Origin of the sequence: Amycolatopsis sp. NPDC051106 (assembly GCF_040682775.1) — a bacterium.
Lineage (GTDB): Bacteria > Actinomycetota > Actinomycetes > Mycobacteriales > Pseudonocardiaceae > Amycolatopsis.
The window spans coordinates 1-18,710 of record NZ_JBFBBQ010000068.1 but is presented as its reverse complement, the minus strand read 5'-3'; the positions used below and the strand labels follow the sequence as shown (position 1 = coordinate 18,710).

Sequence of the window (18,710 nt, the reverse complement as noted above, 5' to 3'; positions counted from 1 at the left end):
TCAGGGTTTCGGCGCCGGCGCCTTCACCCGCTCCAGCAGCAGCTGCGCCACATCGCGGACGTCGACGTTCTCGGCCTTCTGCTCGCTCTGCCGCTGCACCAGCCCATCGGTCAGCATCACCCGGCAGAACGGGCAGCCCGTCACGATCGTCTCCGCGTCGGTCGCGATCGCTTCGTCCACGCGCTCGAGGTTGATGCGCTTGCCGATCTGCTCCTCCATCCACATGCGCGCGCCGCCCGCGCCGCAGCACAGGGCCCGGTCCGCGTGGCGGGGCATCTCCTCGAGCGTCGCGCCCGTCGCGCCCACCAGCTCGCGCGGCGGCGTGTAGACCTTGTTGTGGCGCCCCAGGTAGCACGGGTCGTGGTACGTCACGCGAGGGCCGTCCTCGACCGCCTTGACCGGCGTCAGCTGGCCACCGCGCACGAGCCGGTTGAGCAGCTGCGTGTGGTGGACGACTTCGTAGTGCCCGTCCAGATCCGGATATTCGCGGCCCAGCGTGTTGAGGCAGTGCGGGCACGTCGTGACGATCTTGCGCAGCCGCGGCTCGCGGCCCTCGAACACGGCGTTGAGCGTCTCGGCGGTCTGCTGCGCCATCATCTGGAAGAGGAACTCGTTGCCCGCGCGCCGCGCCGGGTCGCCCGTGCAGGACTCCTCCTTGCCGAGCACCACGTACTTCACGCCGGCGATGTGCAGCAGCTCCGCCGTGGCGCGGACCGTCTTGCGGGCCTGGTCGTCGAACGCGCCCGCGCAGCCGACCCAGTAGACGTATTCGACGTCCTCCGCGAGCTCGCCGTCGAACACCGGGACGTCGAAGTCCAGGTCCTTCGTCCAGGCCAGCCGCTCGGAGTTGTTCTGGCCCCACGGGTTGCCCTTGGTCTCCAGGTTCTTGAACAGCCCGCCCAGCTCGGTCGGGAACGCCGACTCGACCATCACCTGGTAGCGGCGCATGTCGACGATGTGGTCGACGTGCTCGATGTCCACCGGGCACTGCTCCACGCACGCGCCGCAGGTGGTGCACGACCAGAGCACGTCCGGGTCGATGACGCCGCCATCGTCCTCGGGGCCGACCAGCGGGCGCGCGCCCTCGTGCTCGGTGCCCGCGAGGATGTAGGGCGCCTCCTCGAAGAGGTTGTCGCGCAGGTTCATGATGACGAGCTTGGGCGACAACGGTTTCCCGGTGTTCCACGCCGGGCACTGCGACTGGCAGCGGCCGCACTCGGTGCACGTGGCGAAGTCGAGCATGCCCTTCCACGTGAAGTCGCCGATCTTGCCGCGGCCGAACGTGTCGTCCTCGCCCGGGTCCTCGAAGTCGATCGGCTTGCCGCCGGACTCCATCGGCAGCAGCGGCCCGAGCCCGTCCGGCAGGCGCTTCGCCGAGACGTTGATCGGCGCCACGAAGATGTGCAGGTGCTTGGAGTAGAGCACGATCGAGAGGAACACCAGCATGACGCCGATGTGCAGCATCAGGCCGATCGTCTCGAGCACCTCGGTGGTCGAATGGCCGAGCGGCTCGAGGAGGTTCCCGACGCCGAGGGAGACGTACGCGCCGTTGTCGTACGGGAAGTTGCCGGACGCCGCGGACGCGCCGCGGAAGAAGAACATCGTCCAGACGACGTTGAAGATCATGAAGAGGATCAGCCACGCGCCGCCCGTGTGGGAGCCGTAGAAGCGCGACGCGCGGTCCTTGCGCGCGGGGGCGTTGCGGATGCGGATCACCGTGAACACCCCAAGCGAGACGGCCACGGCGACGGCGATGAAGTCCTGCAGGAAGCCGAGCACCGGCCAGTGCCCGATCCACGGGATCGCGAACTTCTCGTCGAAGAGCGCGCCGTACGCCTCGAGGTACACCGAAGCGAGGATCACGAAGCCCCAGAACGTGAAGAAGTGCGCCAGGCCGGGCACGGACCACTTCAGCAGCTTGCGCTGGCCGAACACCTCGCGCACCTGCGCGAACACGCGGGCGCCGAGGTCGTCCGACCGCTTGGTGTCGGGCTGGCCGGCCTTGATCAGCCGGTACAGGAAGGCCACCCGCTTGCCGGCGACGGCGAGGCCGACGACGGTCATGAGCAGGCCGAGGATGAGGCGAACGAGCACGAGTCCTCCGTGACGTGCTTGAAGGAACGGCTCAGTGCGAGCCGGTGTAGTAGCGGCACGCCTGGCACGCGTACCGCATCTTCGCGACCCGCCAGTGTTTCCGGTACAGATCGAGGTCGGGCGACCGCCGGACGCCGAGGCGCTGGTAGCGCCCGGGACGGCGGCGGCCGGTTTCGTACTGCTCGGTCGCGCGGCCGAGGTGGGCGCGCCGCAGCACGCACCCCCGCGTCCGGCAGCGCCCGAGCGCGCCGCGGCAGAACCGGTGCAGCAGCACCAGTTCCCCGGTGACTTCTTCGACCACGCCGTAGCCGGGGTGTGCCCCCGGCCCGGTGAGCCGCACCGGCAGCCCGCAGTACCCGCACTTGAGGGTGCAGGAGAGGCAGCCGGCGATGTGCCTGAGCCGTAGTTCGCGCCGGTCTTCGGAGCCGGGTCCTCGGACGCGCGACGCCATGGGGCCTCCTCCGGCGACTGTGATCGGCACCACTGATCTACTGGAGGGTAATGAGGAGGTCACTGCACGCGACAGGACCGAACAGCCTAGTTCTTCTGGTCTGTTCGACGTAAAAATCGAGGGAAGGATGACCTTACTGTCCGTACAGCGAACGCGGCTGTTTCGCGGATCGCACGATCGGCCCTGATGGCGCACCGGTGTTCCCCGCCACAATCCGGCCATGACCTATCGACCCGTCCCGTACCGGCCGGCCCGCGTGCCCGCCGCCGAAGCCGTCGCCGAGGCCGCCGCCCTGCGGCAGCGGATGGAAGCGCGGCGCTCGGTCCGGATGTTCTCCCCCGACCCGGTCCCCGAGCGCGCGGTGCTCGACGCGATCGCGGTGGCCTCCACGGCCCCCAGCGGCGCTCACCAGCAGCCGTGGACGTTCGTCCTCGTCACCGATCCCGCGGTACGCGCGAAGATCCGGGAAGCCGCCGAAGCGGAGGAACGGATTTCCTACGAGGGCCGCCTCGGCGACGAGTGGCTCGACGCGCTACAACCCCTGGGCACGGACGCGGTGAAGCCCCACCTGACCGACGCGCCGTACCTGATCGTCGTGTTCCAGCAACGGTTCGCCCTCGACGACGGCGGTGGCGTGCACAAGCACTACTACGTCGACGAGTCGGTGGGCATCGCGGTCGGCATGCTGCTGACGGCGTTGCAGGTGGCCGGGCTGGCGGCGTTGACGCACACGCCGTCGCCGATGCGGTTCCTCGGCGAGCTGCTCGGCCGGCCCCGCAACGAACGGGCCTTCGCGGTCATCCCGGTCGGCTACCCGGCCGACGACTGCGTGGTGCCGGACCTGCGGCGCAAGTCCCTCGACGAGGTGCTGGTGCGGATCTGAGCGGGTTCAGCAGGCGGGCAGGCCGTCCGGCACCTCGGTGAACAGCGTCCCCGACAACCGGTCCGCGCCCCGCTCACGCCACCACTGCGCCTGCTCCGCGCTGTCGATCCCGGTCACGGCGACCTCCGCGCCGGCCAGGTGCGCCGCTTCGACCAGCGCCGTCAGCGAACGATCCACCAGCGGGTGCTCGCGGCGGGCCACGAGGTTCGCCGCCACGCGGACCGCCCGGGCCGGGAACTCGACGAGGGAGGTGACATCGCCGAAGCCGTGGATTTCGGCGTCCACGCCGATTTCCGCCAGCACCTTGAGGTTGTCGGCCGCGTCGCCGGAGTCGGCGAGCAGCGTCGCCGAGGGGAACCCGGGCCGCAAGCGGCCGGGCGCCAGGCCGGTGGACTCGAGCACGCCGCGGATCTCGCCGACCAGCTCCGCGTCCGCGGCCTGGTGGGCTGTCAGCTCCACGGTCAGCGGCACGGCGACCTCGGCCGCCGCGAACCGTTCGACCGCCGTGCGCAGGAGCCACGTGCCCGAGGGCAGTCCCGTCTCCCCCGCCAGCCGCACGCACGTCTCGTGCGGCAGCACACCTTCGGTGGGGTGGTTCCAGCGCAGCCGCGCCTCGACGCCCACGACCGAGCCGTCGACCGCCGCCACCAGCGGCCGGAAGCCGACCTCGAGCTCGCCGTTTTCCCAGGCACCCGCCATCGCCGCCGCGAGGCCGAAGTCGTGGCGGTCGCGGCGATCCAGCTCGCGGTCGAACAGGCCCCACTGGGCCCCGGCCCGCTGCACGCGGCGCAGCGTCAGGTCGGACGCGCGCAGCAACTCGGCCGGCGTGATGTCGCGGGGCGGCCGGTGGACGACGCCGATGCTGGCCGACACCGCGACCCCGCGGTGCCCGTCCACGTACTCCGGCTCCGCGAGCTCGTGGGTGATCCGGCGGACGAGCGCCAGCACACCCGGCGTGTCCGCGGTGTTCTGCACCAGCACGCCGAATTCGTCGCCGCCGAGCCGCGCGACGAGCGCCTTCTCTCCTTCGAAGGCGGCCTTCAGCTTCGCGGCGACCGCGCGCAGCACCCGGTCGCCGAGGTCCTGGCCGAGCCCGCCGGTGATCTGCGAGAAGCCGTCGAGGTCGAGGTGGAAGAGCGTGACACCCAGCGACGCGTCGGCGTCGCGCAGCAGGTTCTCCAGGCGAGTGCTGAAGAACTGCCGGTTCGGCAGCGCGGTCAGCACGTCGTGCAGGGCCTGGTGGGACAGGCGCCGCTGCAGCAGCGACACCTCGGTGTCGTCGTCGACGATGGTGATCAGCTGCCGGGGCGCGCCGACCGCGTCGCGGATCACCGACGCGGCGAACGTGGCCCACATCGGCTCGCCGTCCTTGCCGATCAGCCGGCGTCCGGCGCGCAGCCGGTGCAGCCGGCCGGCCACCAGCTCCGCGTAGGCCTCCCGCAGCTGTTCGACGTCCTCCGGGTGGACCAGGTCGAACAGGGTCACCGAGGCGATCTCGGCAGGCGTGCGGTTGAGTGTCTTGGCGAGCGCCGCGTTGGCGCGCAGCACGCGGCCGTCCAGCTCGGTGAGCGCGACGCCGCTGGCCGAGCCGGAGAACACCTCTTCGAACTGCGCGCGCGTGATGGCCTGCTTCTGCCGCGTCTCCTGCTCGACCTTCAGCAGCGCCCGGCTGAGGCCTTCCTGGCGCTTCTGGATGTCTTCGCGCAAAGTCTCGCCGTAGCCCGAGCTGAGCGCGCCGAGCACCAGCACGACCCGCTCGGCCAGCCCGTCGACCCGGCGCAGCTCCGGCTCGCGCAGCAGCGCCTTGCCCAGCACCTCGAGGGTGCGGCGCAGGCTGTCCGCGCCGACGCAGCGCAGCTCGACGAGCCGCGCGCCCGCGGCCGCGGCCTCCTCGAGCTCCGGCGGGTCACTCGCCACCGCTTCGAACAACCGGCCGGCCAGCACCGCCAGCTCGCGCTCGATCTCCTCGGGCGTGTGCGGCAGGTACGCGGTCGTGCTGATCAGGTAGCCCCACTTGCGCGCCACCGTGCCGAGCCGTCTCGCCGCACGTTCGGCGGACGGCTTCTTCCGCGGGTCGTCACCGCGGGGATGGGGAGCAGTCACCTCAGCCTGTCCTGGGTCCGGTCAGCACTCCGGTCGGGTAGCCGATATATCTTGGCGCGGAATTGCGTCCGGTGCACGAAACAGCATTCATCCAATCGAGTGATAACCCTGCGGAGCGATCGCCAGGCTGTCCCGCAGCCACGACCGGGTGGCGTCACGGTAGGCGGCCGCGTTTTCGTGCAACGCAACGGAATGGCCGGCACCCGGGAGAACGTACATCGACAGTTTCGACGGGTCGGCGTAGTACGGCGCTTCCTGCGCGCGCAGCGCTCCGGCGTTCGAACAGTCACGCAGCGCGAGCAGTCCGCAGAAAAGAACGTCCTTTTCTCCCACCACCTGGAAAACCGGTGCGGTGATTCCCTTCGTGGCCGGCAGCACGATCCCGAACAGCGCCACCGTGCCCATGCCGGGCACCGAAACCTGGTCCTTGGCCGCTTCGTCGGCGGCGATCACGGCCGGGTCGGCATCGCCCGCCGCGTAGAACAGCCCGGTCCGCGCACCCGGTTTCGTCGTGAAGTACAGCGGGTCGCTGCCGAGGCGGCCCAGCTGACCGTCGAGCAGTGCGGGCTGCAGCCCGAGGGCCGCGCCGAGCGCCAGCACCGGCAGCGCGGGCAGGTGCGTGATGCCGGTGAGGACCACGCCGTCGACGTCGTGGTAGGTCGACGCCTCCACGGCGACGACCCCGGACCCGACCGAGTGCCCGACGATGACGACCTTCGCGAACCGCACCCCGCCGACGTGCCCGGCGCGCAGGTGGCCGACCACCTCGTGCGTCGACTCGGCGGCCGCCCAGACCGACAGCGGCAGGCTCAGCGGACGGCTGCTCCGCCCGGCGCCGAGCTGGTCGGCGGCGAAGGTCGCGTAACCGTGCGCGGCCATGTCGCGCTGGTAGGAGTAGCGGTCGGGCTGGTACGGCAGGTCCCAGTAGGCGCTGTTGTACGTGCCGCCGTGCACGAGCAGCTGGACGGTGTCCGGCGCCTCGCCGGCGGGCAGGCACAGCCGGCCGTGCATCGTCGCCGGCGCGCCCGGCACCACCGGGGGCAGGCCGGGGCCGCTGACCGGCAGGTCCGTGTCGGTGCAGGAGATCGCGGCGGCCTCGGCGGGCATCGCGGCGGTCAGCGAAGCGAGCAGGACACCGCAGGCGAACAGGGCCGTCGTCACCCTGACGGGCAGCTTCACGCCGCACTCCCTCTGAACTCGGACAGGTGAGAGGAACTCCGGAACACTACACCGGTAGCCGAACGGGTACCGTCAGGTCCGCGGCACCACGGTCATCGGCAGCCGGTTCGGCTGCATGGTGGCCTTCAGCTGCGCGCGGACTTTCTTGCCCGGCACGGGAACCAGCCGCCACCGTGCGCCGATCGTGGCGGCGACGATGCCGATCTCCGTCGGCGCGAAGACGTGTCCCGGGCACAGCCGCGCACCCGCCCCGAACGGGATGTACGCGCCCTTCGGCAGTTCGGCGGTGTGGCCGGGCGTCCACCGGTCGGGGTCGAAACGGTCCGGCTCGGGGAACCAGCGCGGGTCGCGGTGCAGGGTGTGCTGGCTGACCGCGACCTCGCTGCCCGCCCGGACGGTGACGCCGCCGAGCACGACGTCCTCGCGGGCGCGGCGCATGAGGATCAGCGGCGGGGTGTGGCGGACGATTTCGTTGACGATCTGGTGCGTGTACACCAGATCCGGCAGGTCCTCGAACCGCGCGGGCCGGCCGCCGAGGACGTCGTCGACCTCCGCGTGGAACCGGCGTTCGACCTCCGGGTGCTGCCCGAGCTCGTGGAAGAACCAGGCCAGCGCGACGGCGGTGGTCTCGGCGCCGGTGGTGAGGATCGTGATGACCTCGTCGTGCACCTGCCGGTCGGACATGCCCTCGCCGGTGTCCTCGTCGCGGGCCATGAGCAGCGTCGACAGCAGGTCGCCGTGGTCGGCGCCCTGTTCCCGGGCGGTGACGACGGTTTCGCCGATGACGTCGCGCAGGCGCGCGGCGGCGGCGTCGAACTTGCGGTTCGGCGGAATCGGGAGTTTATCCACGAATTTCGGAGAAAACGCTCGGAAGAGGACGTATTTCAGCATGATCGGGATCGAGCGCTGGATTTCCGCCAGTGCTTCGTCGCCCAGCGCCGTCGAGAAGAGCGTCTGGCCGGCGATGGTCAGCACGAGATCCTGCATCCGGCGGTCGAACTCCACGACTTCGCCCGGCTGCCACGAGCTCGCCAGCTCGTCGGCCAACTTCGTCATCGTGGTCTCGGCGTAGCCCGCGATCCGCGTCCGGCCGAAGGCGGGCATCACCAGGCGGCGCTGACGGCGGTTGAGCTCGCCGTTCGAAGTGGCCAAGCCGTCACCGAAGAGCGGGCGCATCTTGTCGAAGACCAGGCCCTTGTCGAACTTGTCGGCGTCGGTGGCCAGTACCTGCCAGGACAGTTCCGGGCTGGTGACCACGTGCACCGGCAGCGGCCCGAGGCGGAGTTCGACGACATCTCCGTGTGCCGGAAGGGAAGTGAAGAGCTTCAGCGGGTCGCGCAGCAGGGGCACCGTGTGCCCGAGCACGGGCCACCGGCCGGGAACGGGACGCGCGTCGGTCATGTCTCGTCTCCTCGCGACCGGGCCACCCTAGCGGTGCGGCGGAGGCGCCGAGCGCGGGTCCACACGAACGGAGGATGGCGTTAGACTCCGGCCCTTCGAGATTCCGCGAAGGGTGGAGGCCACGGTGACCGGGGAACTGAGCTGGGTACCGCCGGAGATCGACACCACGGTGCCGAACCCGGCGCGGGTGTACGACTTCTGGCTCGACGGCGACCACAACTTCGCCGCCGACCGCGCGCTCGGGGAGCAGATCCTCAAGATCATGCCGGGCGTGCGCGACGCGGCCCGCCTCAACCGCGCGTTCCTGCGCCGCGCGGCCAGGTTCATGGTCGACTCCGGCATCCGGCAGTTCCTGGACATCGGCTCCGGCATCCCGACCGTGGGGAACCTGCACGAGATCGTCCAGCAGGCCGACCCGTCGTGCCGCGTGGTGTACGTCGACCGTGAGTCCGTCGCGGTGGCGCACAGCGAACTGCTGCTGCAAGGCAACGACAACTGCCTGGTGCTGCAGGCCGACCTGCGCGACGTCAACGACGTCTTCGCCGGCGCCGGCAAGCTGCTGGACCTGGACCAGCCGGTCGGCGTGTTCATGTTGCTGCTGCTGCACTTCGTGCCGGACGCGTGGGACCCGGCGGGCATCCTGGCCCGCTACCGCGACCGGCTGGCCCCGGGCAGCTTCCTGGCGGTCACGCACGTCGCGGCGGACTCCGAGGCAGGGCGGCTCGACGAAGCGGTCGAGGTGTACAAGAGCAACCAGAACCAGCAGAACCAGCCGGTCCCCCGCACGCACGACGAGGTCCTCGCCTTCTTCGACGGCTTCGAGATGGTCGAGCCGGGCGTCGTCGGCTGCGCGATGTGGAAGCCGGAGGGCGCCGGCGACATGTCCGACGACCCGGCGATCAACGCCCTCCCGTACGCCGGGGTGGGCCGGAAACCCTGAGTCCGGGCCGACCGGAGCACGGCGGCTCGCCGAACGAAGTGAACGACCCGTTCATCGCGCCGGACGAGGTGAACGAGTCGTTCACTGCACCCCGGTCGTCGCACCCACCTGAATCCGTCGCAGTGAATGACTCATTCACTGCACTCGGGCGACGCGACCGCCCGACCCCGGCGAGCACCGCCGCGGCCACGGCTCCCTTTCACCGCAGGGAGAACGTCGCCAGGTTCACCGGTCCGTCGAAGGTCAGGTACACGTCGTGGCGGCCGGTCACCTTCGCCAGCGCCGCGGTCACCGTCGTATACGCGTACCGGTCCCCCGTGGACGGGACCGAAGCCGTCCCCAGGACGCGACCGGTCGGCGAGTCCACCCGAACCGTGACGCGCGCCGGCTCCACTGTGGACACCGACGCCATGAACCGCGCGGGCCCGTTCAACGCGACGTCGCGATAAGCCAGCCAGCTCCCGGCCACCGCCGCGGCCGACGTGCCCGATGCCTTGGACGTGTCCGTCAACGTCGTCCCTGCGTAGTCGTCGAAGTTCTGCGCCTGCGTCGGACGGCTCAGGTCGCGCGGCGGGATCCGCTCCCCCGGCACGAAGACCGGCTGCGCCGCGGAGAGATCCGAAGCGTTGCGACCCACCGAGAAGCCGTACGTCCCCTGCTCCACCACGGACCGGTCGAGCCCTGCATTCCACGTGGCCAGGTCAGCCACCGGCACGGAGAACCGCACCGTCCGCGTCTCGTGCGGTGAAAGCGTCACGCGCGAGAAGTCCCGCAACCGCTGCACGCCGGACTTGCCCGAGTACAGCTGGACGACGTCGGTCCCCGCGCGGCTGCCCGTGTTCGTCACGTCCACGCTCACCTGCACCGCGCCGCCGACCCGCGAAGCCCGCACGGCCCCGTACCGGAACGAGGTGTAGCTCAGCCCGTACCCGAAGGGGTACAACGGCTTCCCGCGGTAGTACTGGTACGTCATCCCGGTCTTCGCGATGTCGTAGTCGAGGATGCTCGGCAACCCGGCGTCGGAGGCGTACCACGTCTGCGTGAGCCGTCCGCTCGGGTCGTGGTCGCCGAAGAGGACGTCCGCGACCGCGTGGCCGGTCTCCTGCCCCGCGTGGCTCGTCCACACGATCCCCGGCACGGACAGCGTGTCCCAGCCGGTCGTCGGGTAGCTGTTCTCCACCACGACGACCGTGTGCGGGTTCGCCTTCCGCACCGCTTCGATCAACGCGCGCTGTGCCGGCGCCAGCTCCGTGCTCGTCCGGTCGTTCGCCTCCCGGCCGTTGATGAACGGCATGCTGCCGACCACGACGACCGCGGTGTCGGCACCTCGGGCCGCGGCGACCGCCGAGGAGACCCCGCTCGTGAGCACTTCGCGCCCGAACTTCGTCGCGTGCGCCGCGTCCGGCGACGAGATCGTCAGGACCCCGTCCGCACCGACGACGGCGAAGCGGTTCGGGCCGAACCACGGCTCGGTGACCTCGTTGCCCGCGTACTCGAGCACGTAGCTCCCGTCGGGCTGCGGGTCCAGCTTGAGCTGCTGCTGCACGAACCACCCGGTGGGCTGGTCGGCGTCGTTCACCAGCGCGCCGCCGGAGTAGCTCAGGTACTTCCCGTTCGCCGCCGCGCGCAGGGTGTTCTTGCCCGCGCCCCAGTCGAAGACGTCGAAGGACTCCGCCGCGCCCGCCGTGGTCCCGCCCGCGGTCACCTTGCCGGGGGTGGCCGGCGCCGTCAGGTACCGGCCGGTGGCGAGGTCCTTCAGCGCGATCCGGTCGACGCCCTCGGACGACGCCACCGAGGTGCCGAGCCGCTCCTCGATGCCTTGCTTCGGCGTCACGCGATAAGGCATCGAGCCGCTGTACCAGTCTTCGTACAGCGTGTCGGACAGCGGCCCGACGACGGCGACCTTCTTCTTGGAGGCGTCCAGGGGAAGCGCGTTCGCGTCGTTGCGCAGCAGGACGACCTGCTCGTCCGCCACCTTGCGGGCGAGCGCCCGGTGCGCCGGCGAGTCGATGACCGCCGGCGTGATCTTCGCGTACGGGTTGCGGCCCGGCGGGTCGAACTCGCCGAGCCGGAAGCGCAGCGACAGCAGGTGCCGGTCGGCCTTCTCGACGTCGCCCATCGTCAGCAGCCCGCGGGACAGCGCTTCCTTGACGGCTTCGACGGTGATCGAGCCGTTCGTGTCGTTGTCGGTGAAGCTGTCGAGGCCCGCTTTGATGGCCGCCGCGTCCGCTTCCGCCTTGGTGGCGTAGTACTTCTCCGAGTTGACCAGGTTCGACGGGGCGCCGGCGTCGCTCACGACGGCGATGTCCTGCGGCGCCCACTTCCGCAGCAGGCCCCCGAGGTCGGGGCTCACGGTGTTCGGCCGCCCGTTGACCAGGTTGTACGACGGCATGACGGCGTTGGCCGCGCCTGCCCGCAACGGGATCTTGAACGCCTGTTCGTCGTAGTCGTGCAGGATCTCGGGCGGCACCGAAGAGTTGCTGGTGTCGCGGCTGACCTCGTTGTTGTAGGCGAGGTAGTGCTTCAACGTCGGAGCGGCTTGGAGGTAGCGCGGGTCGTCGCCCTGCATGCCGCGGCCGTACGCCGTCGCGAGCTCACCGGTGAGGTACGGGTCCTCGGAGTAGCCCTCCTCGTTGCGGCCCCACCGCGGGTCGCGCAGCAGGTTGACCACCGGCGCCCACAGGTTGAGGCCCCACAGCGTCGGGTTGCGCGCGTTGAAGCCGCGCGCCTCCTGCCCGACGGCCGTGCCGACCTGCTTCACCAGCGCCGGGTCCCACGTCGAAGCCAGCCCGATGGCCTGCGGGAACACCGTGCCGTCGGCTTTCACCACGGCACCGTTGTCGTCATAGTCCGTCGACCAGGCGACGCCGTGGAGCGCCTCGGTGCCGGTCTTGAACACGCCGATGCCCAGCCGCGGGATGGCGGGCTCGTACTGGTGCAGCAACGAGATCTTCTCGTCCGCCGTCAACCGCGACAGCAGGTCGTCGATACGCGTGGCGAGGGGCAGCGCCGGATCGCGGAACGGCGGCGGTGGCGCCGCGAGCGCCGGCGCGGGCGCGAGCAGCAAGGTGGCGGCCACCACCGGGACGAGGGCACGGCGGAACGGGGACTGGCGCACGGACGGCCTCCCGGATTCGTCGAATCGTTTCGACAGTGCGGCGCGGAACATTCGCGTCGAAGGTGAGGATGGGGACGACTATTGCAGTCGGGTAAGCACGAGGTCAAGACTTTCTGGGAGCGCACCCAGGACCTCCGAGCACCGTCGGAAACTGTGCGCTGAGCTGCGGGAAGATCTCTCACCAGGTCTGTTCGACAGATTCGACGCGAGGGGTGCTCGTCGAATGCGAATCGAATATGTGCCGATGGCAAATCCTGCTTGTGTTTCGGGCGGGTGTCACTTACCTTCGTGCCATCGTCGATGCGCTTCGACAGCCTTCCGCCCCACCAGTCCCCAGGAGGCCGCCCGTGGTCACGATCAACGACGTCGCGACGGCGGCGGGCGTGGCACCCAGCACGGTGTCGTACGTGATCAGCGGTAAGCGCTCGATCTCACCGAAGACCCGTCGGCTGGTCGAGGAGAGTATCCGCAAGCTCGGCTACCACCCGCACGCCGGGGCCCGGGCGCTCGCCAGCAGCAAGACCAACGTGCTCGCCCTGGTCGTGCCGCTGCGCACGGACCTCAACGTCGCCGTGGTGATGGAGTTCGTCGCCTCGGCGGTCACCGCGGCCCGCGCGCACGACCACGACCTGCTGCTGCTCACCAAGGACGAAGGCCCCGCCGCGCTGCAGCGGGTGGCGTCGTCGGCGATCGCCGACGCGCTGATGGTGATGGACGTCGAAGCCGCCGACCCGCGGGTGCCGATGCTCATCGCGCTCGACCTGCCGGTGGTGCTCATCGGCGTGCCCGACCACCCGGCCGGGCTGAGCTGCGTGGACCTGGACTTCACCGCCGCCGGCTCGGCGTGCGTCGCGCACCTGGCCGAGCTCGGCCACCGCTCGATCGCGCTGATCGGCCCCTCCCCCGCCGTCTACCGCCGCGGGACCAGTTACGCGACACGGTTCCTGCGCGGGTTCGACGACGCCGCGAAGACCCACGACGTGCGGGCGGCGAACCGGCCGTGCGCGCATTCCTACGAAGCGGTGAGCGCCTGCCTCGACGACCTGCTCGCCGCCGCCCCGGACCTGACCGGCCTGGTCGTGCACAACGAGGCCGTGCTGCCCGGGCTTCTTTCGGACCTGCGCCACCGCGGCCTGCGGGTGCCCGAGGACATCTCCGTCGTCGCGGTTTGCCCGGACAGCATGGCCGAGCACCACCCGGTCGCGCTGACCACGGTCGCCATCCCGGCCGAAGAGGTCGGGGCCCAGGCCGTCGAGATGACCATGCGCCGGCTCGCCGGCCACACCACCCCGGAGGTCCGGCTCCTCGGGCCTCGCCTCACCCAGCGCGACAGCACTTCCGCGCCGCGCCCCTGCTCTGCTGATCGTTACCAATCCGACCACAGTCACGGCCGAATCGTCCCGTAGCAACGGTTACGTCGCACTCGGGGGCCGGCCTACTTCATGGCCGGATCGGTAACCCGGTTCTGCTCCGCCGCCGAAGGAGAATCGCCATGTCCGTAGCCCGTCGCGCCCTGATCCTGGCCGCGAGCGCCGCACTGCTCGCCGCGTGCAGCCCCACCCCCGCCGCCCCGCCGGCCGGCACCGGAGCCGCACCCGCCTCGTCCATCACCGAACTCGACTACTACGCCGACGAGCAGGGTTCCGCGGCGTGGCAGAAGATCCTCGACACCTGCGCGTCGCAGACCGGGATCAAGATCCAGCGCCAGACCGTGCCGACCGCGCAGATGCTGCCGAAGGTGCTGCAGGGCGCCAGTTCGAAGACGCTGCCGGACCTGCTCTTCACCGACAACCCGACGCTGCAGCAGGTCGCCGCGACCGGCGCGCTCACCCCGCTGGACGGCTACGGCATCTCCACCGACGGCTACTACGAAAGCATCGTCAAGGCCGGCAGCTACCAGGGGAAGGTGTACGGCGTCGCGCCCGGCGTCAACGGCCTCGCCCTCATCTACAACAAGGACCTCCTCACCGCGGCGGGCGTGGAGCCACCCAAGACCTGGGACGAGCTGAAGGCCGCCTCGGCGAAGCTCACCAAGGACGGCAAGTACGGTCTCGCCTTCTCCGCGATCCCGTCCGAAGAGGGCACCTGGCAGTTCCTCCCGTTCTTCTGGAGCAACGGCGCCGAACTGTCCCAGCTGGACTCCGCGCAGTCCGTGAAAGCGCTTCAATTCGTCACGGACCTGGTGAACTCCGGGTCGGCGTCGAAGTCGGTGGTGACGTGGAACCAGAACGACGTGGCCGACCAGTTCGTCGCGGGCAACGCGGCGATGATGGTCAACGGGTCGTGGAACCTGGCCCGGCTCGACGAGCAGAAGTCCCTGCACTACGGCGTCGTGCCGATCCCGGTGCCGCAGGCGGGCGCGAAGCCGGTGGTCGCGCTCGGCGGCGAGGTCGGTGCGGTGCCGGTCACCGGCGGCCCCACCCAGCAGGCCGCCGGCAAGGTGCTCTCCTGCATCCTCTCGGAGCCGACGATGCTCGAGTGGAGCAAGGCGCACGCCTACATCCCGTCGAAGACGGCCACGGCGGCCAAGTTCGGTGCCGGGCAGCCGGCGATGCAGGCGTTCGTCGACGAGGTCGGCACCGCCCGTTCCCGCACCGCCGAACTCGGCGAGAAGTACCCGAAGGTCTCGCAGGCGCTGGCCGACGCGCTGCAGGCGGCGCTGACCGGGAAGCAGCCGGCCGACCAGGCGCTGAAGGCCGCTCAGCAAGCGAGCGGATCGTGACGCTGGTCGCCCCGGCCGTCGCGGCACCGCCCCGCGCCGGCCGGAAACCGCGGCGGGACAACCGGTTCGCCGCGTGGCTGTTCCTGCTGCCGGCGCTGGCCTACATCGTCGTGTTCTTCGGCTACCCGCTGGCCGCGAACGTGGTGATGAGCACGCAGGACTACACGGTGAAGTCGTTCTACACCGGCGAAGCGCCCTTCGTCGGCTTCGCCAACTACTCCGCCGTGTTCGGCAACTCGCTCTTCTCGACGGCGGTCCTCAACACGGTGCTCTTCACGGCCGGGTCGCTCGTCTTCCAGTTCGGCATCGGCCTGGCACTGGCGGTCTTCTTCAGCGGCCGCTTCCTCGGCAGCGCGCTGCTGCGGTCGCTGCTCCTGCTGCCCTGGCTGTTGCCGCTGGTGGTCAGCGGGGCGATCTGGCGGTGGATGTTCGACCAGGACCACGGCGTGCTGAACGCGGCCCTGCGGTTCGTGGGCCTCGACGCGGTGCCGTGGCTGAGCAGCACCGGCTGGGCGCTGCCGGCGGTGATCCTCACCAACATCTGGATCGGCATCCCGTTCAACCTGGTGATCCTGCACGGCGGGCTGCGCGCGATCCCCGCGTCGCTCTACGAAGCCGCGTCGCTGGACGGCGCGGGCGCGTGGCAGCGGTTCCGGCACGTCACCTGGCCGCTGCTGCGGCCGGTCACCGGGATCGTGCTCATGCTCGGGCTGGTCTACACGATCAAGGTGTTCGACGTGATCATGGTCGTCACCGGCGGCGGGCCGGCCAACGCGACGCAGACGCTCACGACGTGGTCCTACCGCCTCTCCTTCCAGGACTTCGCGTTCGGGCAGGGTGCCGCGGTCGGGAACGTCCTCATCCTGGTGGCGACGGTGTTCGGCCTGCTCTACCTGCGCTCGGCGAAGGCGACCCTGGCCGAGGCGGCGGCATGAAGACCTCTTCGTGGCCGCGCACGGTCTTCGGCGTCCTGATCGTCGCGGTGCTGCTGTTCCCGCTGTACTGGATGGTCAACGCCTCCCTGCAGCCCGGCGGCGCGCTGCTGCGCCCGGACCCGGCGTTCTTCCCGGTCGGCGGCACCCTGGACGGCTACCGCAAGGCGTTGTCCTCCCAAGGGCCGCACCTGCTCTCCAGCGTCGTCGTCGCGCTCGGCACCGTGCTCGTGTCGCTGGCGATCGCCGCACCCGCGTCGTACGCGCTGGCACAGCTGAAGTTCCGCGGCGGGCCGGTGCTGGTGTTCGTGCTGCTCATCGTGCAGATGATCCCGGGCATCGTGATGGCCAACGCGCTCTACACCGTGTTCAGCAACCTCGGGCTGATCGACAACTACCTCGGGCTGGTGCTCGCGGACTCCACCGCGACCATCCCGTTCGCCGTGCTCCTGCTGCGGGCGTTCATGATCTCCGTGCCGAAGGAGCTCACCGAAGCGTCCCGGGTGGACGGTGCCGGGTACTGGCGGACGTTCCGCTCGATCATCCTCCCGGTCAGCCGCAACGCGCTCGTCACCGCCGGATTGTTCTCGTTCCTGTTCGCCTGGGCGGACTTCCTGTTCGCCGTCACCCTGACCACCGGCCAGTCGTTCGAGCCCATCACCGTGGGCATCTACCGGTTCGTCGGCAACCAGTCCGCCGACTGGAACGGGATCATGGCCACCGCCGTCCTCGCCGCGGTCCCCGCGGCCGTCCTGCTCGTCGTCGCCCAGCGGTACGTCGTCGCCGGGCTGACCAGCGGCGCCGTCAAAGACTAAGGAGACCGCGTGATCACGTCCGAAGACGGCCGCTCGCTGGAAGTCACCGTGCGGCACGAGGTCCTGCGCGTCGAACCGTGGGGCGACGGCAGCCTGCGGGTGCGCGCCGGCCGGCACCGCATCCTCGACGACGTACCGGGGGCGCTGCTGCCCGCGAAGCCGTCGGCCGCCACCGCATCCGCCGACGGGCGCACCGGCCGGGTCGTCAACGGCCCGATCACCGCGATCGTCGAGATCGCCGACACCGACACCGGGATCGACGCGCAGCTGAGGTTCGTCCGCACGGACACCGGCGAGGAGCTGCTTTCCGAGCAGCGCGCGCACTTCTGGTGGCCCGGCGCGCGGCTGTTCATGCCCTCGCGCAACGGGTACGGCCGCCTCGAACAGCGGTTCACCGCCTACGACGACGAGCGGCTCTACGGCCTGGGCCAGCACACGCACGGCCGGCTCGACCAGAAGGGCCTCGTGCTCGACCTGGTGCAGCGCAACGCCGAGGTGTCGGTGCCGTTCCTGCTGTCCAGCCGCGGCTACGGGTTCCTGTGGAACAACCCGGCGGTCGGCCGGGTGGAGCTGGCCGCCAACGGCACCCGCTGGGTCGCCGACGACGCCCGCCAGCTCGACTACTGGGTCACCACCGGCGACGGCCCGCGGGAGATCCTCGGCCACTACGCCGACGCGACCGGGTACGCGCCGATGCTGCCCGAATGGGCGGCCGGGTTCTGGCAGTCGAAGCTGCGGTACCGCACTCAGGACGAGCTGCTGTCCGTGGCGCGCGAGTACCACGCGCGCGGCTTGCCGCTGTCGGTGATCGTGGCGGACTTCTTCCACTGGACGCACCTCGGCGACTGGAAGTTCGACCCGGCCGAGTGGCCCCACCCGGCCGGGCTGGTGCGAGAGCTCGGCGAGCTGGGCGTCAAGCTGATGGTGTCGGTGTGGCCGTCGGTGAGCCCCCTGTCGTCGAACTACCGGGCCTTGCACGAACAGGGTCTCCTGGTCGCCGCCGAGAACGGCGTCCCGGCGCACGCACCGTGGAAGGACAAGGGGTTCGACGTCGAGATGCCGGTGGCGTTCTACGACGCGACGAACCCGGCGGCCCGGCGGTTCGTCTGGAGCAAGGTCAAGGAGAACTACTACGACCTGGGCGTGCGCGCGTGGTGGCTGGACGGCGACGAGCCGGAGATCCAGCCCGGCCACCCGCACAACCTCGGCTTCCACGCCGGCCCGGGGTCGGAGGTGTTCAACCTCTACCCGCAGGCGAACGCGCAGGCGTTCCACGACGGCATCCGCGCCGAGGGCGACGACGAAGTGGTGCTGCTCAGCCGCTCGGCGTGGGCGGGCAGCCAGCGGTTCGGGGCGGCGCTGTGGTCGGGTGACGTCCCGGCGACGTGGGCGTCGCTGCGGACGCAGGTCCGGGCGGGGCTGAACGTGGCGCTGGCCGGGATCCCGTGGTGGACCACGGACATCGGCGGCTTCCACGGCGGCGACCCGTCGTCGGACTCGTATCGGGAACTGATGGTCCGCTGGTTCCAGTACGGGGTGTTCTGCCCGCTGTTCCGCCTGCACGGCTTCCGCGACCCGCGCCCGCCGTTCGGCCCGGAGATGACCGGCGGGCCCAACGAGGTCTGGTCCTACGGTGATTCGGCGTACTCCTCGATCGTGGAGTCGCTGAAGCTGCGGGAGCGGCTGCGGCCGTACTTGATGGAGCAGATGCGGGTGGCGCACGAGCAGGGCGTCCCCCCGATGCGGCCGCTGTTCGTCGACTTCCCCGGCGACGCCGCGTCCTGGGACGTGTCCGACCAGTTCCTGCTGGGGCCGGACGTGCTGGTGGCGCCGGTGCTCTCGCCGGGGGCCACCTCCCGTTCGGTGTACCTGCCCGCGGGTGCTTCTTGGACCGACGCGGTCACGGGCTCCCGGCACGACGGCGGAGTCACCGTCGAGGCGCCGGCCCCGGCGGACCGCATCCCGGTGTTCCTCCGCGACGGAGCCGAGGTACCGATCCGGCCGATGCAGTGAATGACTCATTCCTGGCGTCCGGTGCCCCGCCGGGGGCAATCACGGCCCGGGCACCCCGC

13 protein-coding genes are annotated in these 18,710 nt (G+C 70.6%); 7 read left to right on the top strand and 6 right to left on the bottom strand.

The genetic code is table 11. The features are described 5' to 3' along the window. Together AB0M83_RS35750 and AB0M83_RS35745 are read right to left on the bottom strand one after the other, a co-directional pair. A complete protein-coding gene (locus tag AB0M83_RS35750; RefSeq protein WP_364523994.1) occupies positions 1-2,094 on the bottom strand; it encodes a (Fe-S)-binding protein in 2,094 nt (697 codons plus the stop codon). 31 nt (positions 2,095-2,125) lie between these two features. Next, complete coding sequence (locus AB0M83_RS35745) at positions 2,126-2,545, bottom strand: hypothetical protein (protein WP_364523992.1); 420 nt, start codon at positions 2,543-2,545, stop codon at positions 2,126-2,128. 220 nt (positions 2,546-2,765) lie between these two features. Here AB0M83_RS35745 and AB0M83_RS35740 point away from each other — a divergent pair, with 220 nt between their 5' ends. Further along, positions 2,766-3,428, top strand: a complete 663-nt coding sequence (locus AB0M83_RS35740; RefSeq protein ID WP_364523990.1) for a nitroreductase family protein — start codon at positions 2,766-2,768, stop codon at positions 3,426-3,428. 6 nt (positions 3,429-3,434) lie between these two features. Here AB0M83_RS35740 and AB0M83_RS35735 read toward each other — a convergent pair whose 3' ends face one another. The 3 genes from AB0M83_RS35735 to AB0M83_RS35725 all read right to left on the bottom strand — a co-directional run bounded on the left by AB0M83_RS35735 (position 3,435) and on the right by AB0M83_RS35725 (position 8,111). Then, positions 3,435-5,531: a diguanylate cyclase gene (locus tag AB0M83_RS35735; RefSeq protein ID WP_364523988.1), complete on the bottom strand. Its 2,097-nt coding sequence runs from the start codon at positions 5,529-5,531 to the stop codon at positions 3,435-3,437. An 87-nt stretch (positions 5,532-5,618) separates the two neighbouring features. Then, the gene (locus tag AB0M83_RS35730) at positions 5,619-6,710 is read right to left on the bottom strand and encodes an alpha/beta fold hydrolase (protein WP_364523986.1); all 1,092 of its coding nucleotides are present in this window, start codon (positions 6,708-6,710) and stop codon (positions 5,619-5,621) included. A 72-nt stretch (positions 6,711-6,782) separates the two neighbouring features. Continuing rightward, positions 6,783-8,111, bottom strand: coding sequence for a cytochrome P450 (locus AB0M83_RS35725; RefSeq protein WP_364523984.1), 1,329 nt, complete (start codon positions 8,109-8,111; stop codon positions 6,783-6,785). Between the two features lie 124 nt (positions 8,112-8,235). Here AB0M83_RS35725 and AB0M83_RS35720 point away from each other — a divergent pair, with 124 nt between their 5' ends. Next, positions 8,236-9,051: an SAM-dependent methyltransferase gene (locus AB0M83_RS35720; protein ID WP_364523981.1), complete on the top strand. Its 816-nt coding sequence runs from the start codon at positions 8,236-8,238 to the stop codon at positions 9,049-9,051. Positions 9,052-9,250: 199 nt separating this feature from the next. On the opposite strand, the gene AB0M83_RS35715 is transcribed toward AB0M83_RS35720, so the two are convergent. Beyond that, positions 9,251-12,169 (bottom strand): glycoside hydrolase family 3 C-terminal domain-containing protein, encoded by a 2,919-nt coding sequence (locus AB0M83_RS35715; protein ID WP_364523978.1) that lies wholly within the window; start codon positions 12,167-12,169, stop codon positions 9,251-9,253. A gap of 347 nt (positions 12,170-12,516) precedes the next feature. On the opposite strand from AB0M83_RS35715, the gene AB0M83_RS35710 reads away from it, so the two are divergent. The 5 genes from AB0M83_RS35710 to AB0M83_RS35690 all read left to right on the top strand — a co-directional run bounded on the left by AB0M83_RS35710 (position 12,517) and on the right by AB0M83_RS35690 (position 18,651). Beyond that, on the top strand, positions 12,517-13,575 hold the full coding sequence (locus AB0M83_RS35710) for a LacI family DNA-binding transcriptional regulator (RefSeq protein WP_364523976.1): 1,059 nt from the start codon (positions 12,517-12,519) through the stop codon (positions 13,573-13,575). 86 nt (positions 13,576-13,661) lie between these two features. Then, entirely contained in the window at positions 13,662-14,891 is a 1,230-nt protein-coding gene (locus tag AB0M83_RS35705) for a sugar ABC transporter substrate-binding protein (protein WP_364523974.1), read from the top strand. Between the two features lie 2 nt (positions 14,892-14,893). Further along, entirely contained in the window at positions 14,894-15,826 is a 933-nt protein-coding gene (locus AB0M83_RS35700) for a sugar ABC transporter permease (protein ID WP_364524046.1), read from the top strand. After that, positions 15,823-16,638 (top strand): carbohydrate ABC transporter permease, encoded by an 816-nt coding sequence (locus AB0M83_RS35695; RefSeq protein WP_364523972.1) that lies wholly within the window; start codon positions 15,823-15,825, stop codon positions 16,636-16,638. Before AB0M83_RS35700 ends, AB0M83_RS35695 begins: the two co-directional genes overlap by 4 nt. Positions 16,639-16,647: 9 nt before the next feature. Further along, a complete protein-coding gene (locus tag AB0M83_RS35690) occupies positions 16,648-18,651 on the top strand; it encodes a TIM-barrel domain-containing protein (RefSeq protein ID WP_364523970.1) in 2,004 nt (667 codons plus the stop codon). Positions 18,652-18,710: the final 59 nt, after the last annotated feature.